The organism is Pseudomonas sp. HMWF006, from assembly GCF_003061205.1.
In the GTDB taxonomy this organism is placed as follows: Bacteria; Pseudomonadota; Gammaproteobacteria; order Pseudomonadales; family Pseudomonadaceae; genus Aquipseudomonas; species Aquipseudomonas monsensis.
Genome location: NZ_QAIU01000401.1, coordinates 6,009 through 10,476 on the forward strand (window position 1 = coordinate 6,009; position 4,468 = coordinate 10,476).

Genomic DNA, 4,468 nt, shown 5'->3' on the forward strand with positions numbered 1-4,468 from the left:
TACGGATTGGGTGCCGAGATCGGCATTTCTACTGATAAGCTGCACGCCCGCGGCCCGGTGGGCCTTGAAGGACTGACCTGCGAGAAGTACATCGTGGTCGGTGATGGCCAGTTGCGCGGCCAGGCGACGGTCTGACTTGACCGACCTCGACCTGACAGCGCCGCAAACCGGCAGCGAGTCTCGCCCGCGACGCATCGGCGTCCTCGGCGGCACGTTCGACCCGGTGCACATCGGTCATTTGCGCGGCGGGCTGGAAGTCGCCGAAGCGCTGGCGCTCGACGAGCTGCGCTTGACGCCCAGCGCGCGGCCGCCGCATCGCGATACCCCGCAGGTGTCGGCGCAGGATCGGCTGGCGATGGTCGAGTGCGCGGTGGCCGGAGTGCCGCCGCTGGTGGTGGACGCCCGCGAATTGCAGCGGGACAAGCCGTCCTACACTATTGATACCCTGGAGTTGATGCGCGCCGAAATGCCCGCCGAGACCCAGGTTTTTCTGCTTTTGGGCTGGGACGCATTTTGCGGCCTGCCCACTTGGCACCGCTGGGAAGAGTTGCTCCAGCATTGCCATATCCTGGTGCTACAGCGCCCGGACGCCGACAGCGAACCGCCGGATGCCTTGCGCAACCTGCTGGCAGCGCGTTCGGTGAGCGACCCGCTGGCCCTCAAAGGGCCGAGTGGACAGATTGCATTCGTCTGGCAGACACCGCTCGCGGTTTCCGCCACCCAGATCCGTCAACTGCTGGCCAGCGGTAAGTCGGTACGTTTCCTGGTGCCCGACGCGGTCCTGGCCTACATCGATGCGCACGGTCTGTACCGTGCGTCGAACTGAACAAGGCGTGCTTCACGGATACGAATCCACGTGTCGCCAAGCCGCCGAATATATGAGCAAAACGAGTTTTATATGACTGACAAAGACCAAACCAAAGTTAAGCGCAAAGGCACGTTCAAGAGCGCTCCGCTGCCAGAAGCGGTCAACACCAACGAGCCGCTCAAGGGTGACGAGCTGGTCAAGATCGCTGTAGCCGCTCTGGAAGACGTCAAGGCGCAGGACATCCAGGTTATCGATGTTCGCGACAAGCAGAGCATCACCGACTACATGATCATCGCCACCGGTACGTCCAATCGCCAGATCAACGCGATGCTGGACAAGGTCCGTGAAGAAGTCAAAAAGCAGGGCGCCAAGCCGCTGGGCGAAGAAGGCAAGGGCGACAGCGACTGGGTACTGCTCGACCTCGATCTGGTCATCGTGCACATGATGACCGCCTCGGCGCGTCAGTTCTACGACCTGGAGCGCCTGTGGGCCGGTGCCGAGCAAAGCCGTGCGGCAGACGCCAAGCACCACAGCCCGGAAAACACCCACGAGCATTTCACCAAGCTCAACAAAGACCAGTTCTAAGGGATTGCTGTGCGACTGCGACTGATCGCCGTCGGTTCACGCATGCCCAAGTGGGTGGAAGAAGGCTGGCATGAATATGCCAAGCGTCTTCCGTCCGAGCTGGCGCTGGAACTGGTGGAAATTCCGCTCAATACCCGTGGCAAGAATGCCGACGTGGCCCGATTCATCCGTCAGGAAGGCGAAGCCATGCTGGCCAAGGTCGGGCAGAACGAGCGGATTGTCACGCTGGAAGTCCACGGTAAACCCTGGAGCACCGAGCAACTGGCGGTCGAACTCGACCGTTGGCGGCTGGATTCGCGCACGGTCAATTTCATGGTCGGTGGCCCGGAAGGGCTGGCACCGGAAGTCTGTGCCCGCGCGGACCAGCGCTGGTCGTTGTCGCCGCTGACGTTGCCGCACCCGCTGGTGCGGATTCTGATCGGCGAACAGTTGTACCGTGCCTGGACCGTGCTGTCCGGTCACCCTTACCACAAGTAAGCCTGCCCTCATGTCTCAGCCGATCCGCATCAAGGACCACGAAAAGGACGCACGCCTGGTGCGTAGCCGCGTCGTGTTCGGGGCCGTTGCGGTCATGCTGTTGATCTGCGTATTGATTGCGCGGCTGTACTACTTGCAGGTGATTCAGTACGAGTACCACTCGACGCTGTCGGAAAACAACCGTGTCCATGTGCAGCCGATTCCGCCGACCCGTGGCCTGATTTTCGACCGCAACGGTGTGGTGGTGGCGGACAACCGTCCCAGCTTCAGCCTGAGCATGACCCGCGAGCGTTCCGGCGACTGGCAGCAAGTGCTCGACGTGATCGTCGAGGTGCTGCAGCTGACGCCCGATGACCGGGTGATTTTCGAAAAACGCATGCGTCAGGGGCGCCGGCCGTTCGAGCCGGTGCCGATCCTGTTCGAGCTGACTGAAGAGCAGATTGCCCGGATCGCGGTGAATCAGTTCCGTCTGCCGGGTGTGGAAGTGGTCGCGCAACTGGTCCGTCACTATCCGCAGGGTGCGCACTTTGCGCATTCGGTGGGGTACATGGGGCGGATCAACGAGAAAGAGCTGAAGACCCTCGATCCGGTCAACTACAGCGGCACGCACCATATCGGCAAGACCGGCATCGAACGCTTCTACGAGCCGGAATTGCACGGCCAGGTGGGTTACGAAGAGGTCGAGACCAACGCCCGTGGCCGCGTCCTGCGCGTGCTCAAGCGCACCGATCCGATTCCTGGCAAAGACATTGTCCTCAGCCTCGACATCAAATTGCAGGAAGCGGCCGAGGCAGCGCTGGGCGGGCGTCGTGGTGCCGTGGTGGCCCTCGATCCGCGCACCGGCGAAGTGCTGGCGATGGTCAGCCAGCCGAGCTTCGACCCGAACCTGTTCGTCACCGGCATCAGCTTCAAGGCTTACGCCGAGTTGCGCGATTCCATCGACCGGCCGCTGTTCAACCGGGTCTTGCGCGGCCTGTACCCGCCGGGTTCGACGATCAAACCGGCGGTGGCGATTGCCGGTCTCGACTCCGGTGTGGTGACGGCCTCAAGCCGGGTGTTCGATCCGGGCTACTACATGCTGCCCAACTACGACCACAAATACCGCAACTGGAACCGCACCGGGGACGGCTTCGTCGACCTCGATACGGCGATCATGCGGTCCAACGACACCTACTTCTATGACCTGGCGCACAAGCTCGGCATTGACCGGTTGTCGTCCTACATGAACAAGTTCGGCATCGGCCAGAAGGTCTCGCTGGACATGTTCGAAGAATCCCCCGGCCTGATGCCGTCCCGCGAATGGAAGCGTGCGACCCGCAAACAGGCGTGGTTCCCCGGCGAAACCCTGATTCTCGGGATCGGCCAGGGCTATATGCAATCGACCCCGCTGCAACTGGCCCAGGCCACGGCGCTGGTCGCCAACAAAGGTGTGTGGAACCGTCCACACCTGGCCAAATCCCTCGAAGGGGTGAAGCCGGTGGACACCAACCCGATGCCGGACATTGTTCTGCGCGACCCGTCGGACTGGACCAAGGTCAATCACGGCATGCAGCAAGTGATGCACGGCGCCCGTGGCACCGCGCGCAAAGCGGCGATCGGCGCGCAATACCGCATCGCCGGCAAATCGGGTACCGCTCAGGTGGTCGCAATCAAGCAGGGCGAGAAGTACGACCGCTCCAAGGTTCAGGAGCGCCACCGCGACCACGCCTTGTTCGTCGGTTTTGCCCCGGCCGATGATCCGCGAATCGTCGTCTCGGTGATGGTCGAGAACGGTGAGTCCGGCTCCGGCGTCGCTGCGCCCGTGGTGCGTCAGGTCATGGACGCCTGGCTGCTCGATCAGGACGGACGCTTGAAGGCCGAATACGCCAGTCCAATCAGTGCGGAGGCTACGGCCCGTGATGAATAATTTTGATCGCATGCTCTCCAGTGAGGATGTGATGCGTCGCCGAGCGACGTTGCTGCAAAGACTGCATATCGACGGCCCGCTGTTGATCCTGTTGCTGATCCTCGCGGCCGGCAGCCTGTTCGTGCTGTATTCGGCCAGCGGCAAGAGCTGGGACCTGCTGGCCAAACAGGCGACATCGTTCGGCATCGGCCTGGTGTCGATGATCGTCATTGCCCAGTTCGAGCCACGGTTCATGGCGCGTTGGGTGCCCCTCGGTTATGTGGTCGGGGTGGTGCTGCTGATGGTGGTGGACATCATGGGCCACAACGCCATGGGGGCGACCCGCTGGATCAACATTCCCGGGGTAATCCGCTTCCAGCCGTCGGAATTCATGAAGATCCTGATGCCGGCGACCATCGCCTGGTACCTGTCCAAGCGCACGTTGCCGCCACAACTCAAGCATGTCGGGATCAGCCTGATGCTGATCGGCGTGCCGTTCGTCCTGATCGTGCGCCAGCCTGACCTTGGTACGTCGCTGCTGATTCTCGCCGGCGGGGCGTTCGTGCTGTTCATGGGCGGGTTGCGCTGGCGCTGGATTCTCAGCGTGCTGGCGGCGGCCGTACCGGTGGCCGTCGCCATGTGGTTTTTCATCATGCACGACTACCAGAAGCAGCGAATCCTGACCTTCCTCGACCCGGAAAGCGATCCACTGG

Annotated in this window: 5 protein-coding genes and 1 pseudogene; all 6 read left to right on the forward strand. The window is 62.3% G+C overall.

The genetic code is table 11. From position 1 onward, the window contains the following. Positions 1 to 135, forward strand: a pseudogene (locus tag DBR24_RS32445) (gamma-glutamyl-phosphate reductase); the annotation flags it as partial. Continuing rightward, complete coding sequence (gene nadD / locus DBR24_RS16550; protein ID WP_123463826.1) at positions 104 to 826, forward strand: nicotinate-nucleotide adenylyltransferase; 723 nt, start codon at positions 104 to 106, stop codon at positions 824 to 826. The pseudogene DBR24_RS32445 and the gene nadD, both read left to right, overlap by 32 nt. Before the next feature lie 72 nt (positions 827 to 898). Further along, positions 899 to 1,393, forward strand: coding sequence for a ribosome silencing factor (rsfS, locus tag DBR24_RS16555; RefSeq protein WP_123463828.1), 495 nt, complete (start codon positions 899 to 901; stop codon positions 1,391 to 1,393). 9 nt (positions 1,394 to 1,402) lie between these two features. After that, positions 1,403 to 1,870: a 23S rRNA (pseudouridine(1915)-N(3))-methyltransferase RlmH gene (rlmH, locus tag DBR24_RS16560; RefSeq protein ID WP_009051038.1), complete on the forward strand. Its 468-nt coding sequence runs from the start codon at positions 1,403 to 1,405 to the stop codon at positions 1,868 to 1,870. 10 nt (positions 1,871 to 1,880) lie between these two features. Continuing rightward, complete coding sequence (gene mrdA / locus DBR24_RS16565; protein ID WP_128615292.1) at positions 1,881 to 3,776, forward strand: penicillin-binding protein 2; 1,896 nt, start codon at positions 1,881 to 1,883, stop codon at positions 3,774 to 3,776. A 31-nt stretch (positions 3,777 to 3,807) separates the two neighbouring features. Then, a partial coding sequence (locus tag DBR24_RS16570) for an FtsW/RodA/SpoVE family cell cycle protein (RefSeq protein WP_256591570.1) occupies positions 3,808 to 4,468 on the forward strand: 661 nt, incomplete at its 3' end.

Bases quoted from the DNA above. Each gene is read 5' to 3' on its own strand.
- nadD (WP_123463826.1), top strand. From the start codon at position 104: ATGGCCAGTTGCGCGGCCAGGCGACGGTCTGACTTGACCGACCTCGAC.
- rsfS (WP_123463828.1), top strand. From the start codon at position 899: ATGACTGACAAAGACCAAACCAAAGTTAAGCGCAAAGGCACGTTCAAG.
- mrdA (WP_128615292.1), top strand. From the start codon at position 1,881: ATGTCTCAGCCGATCCGCATCAAGGACCACGAAAAGGACGCACGCCTG.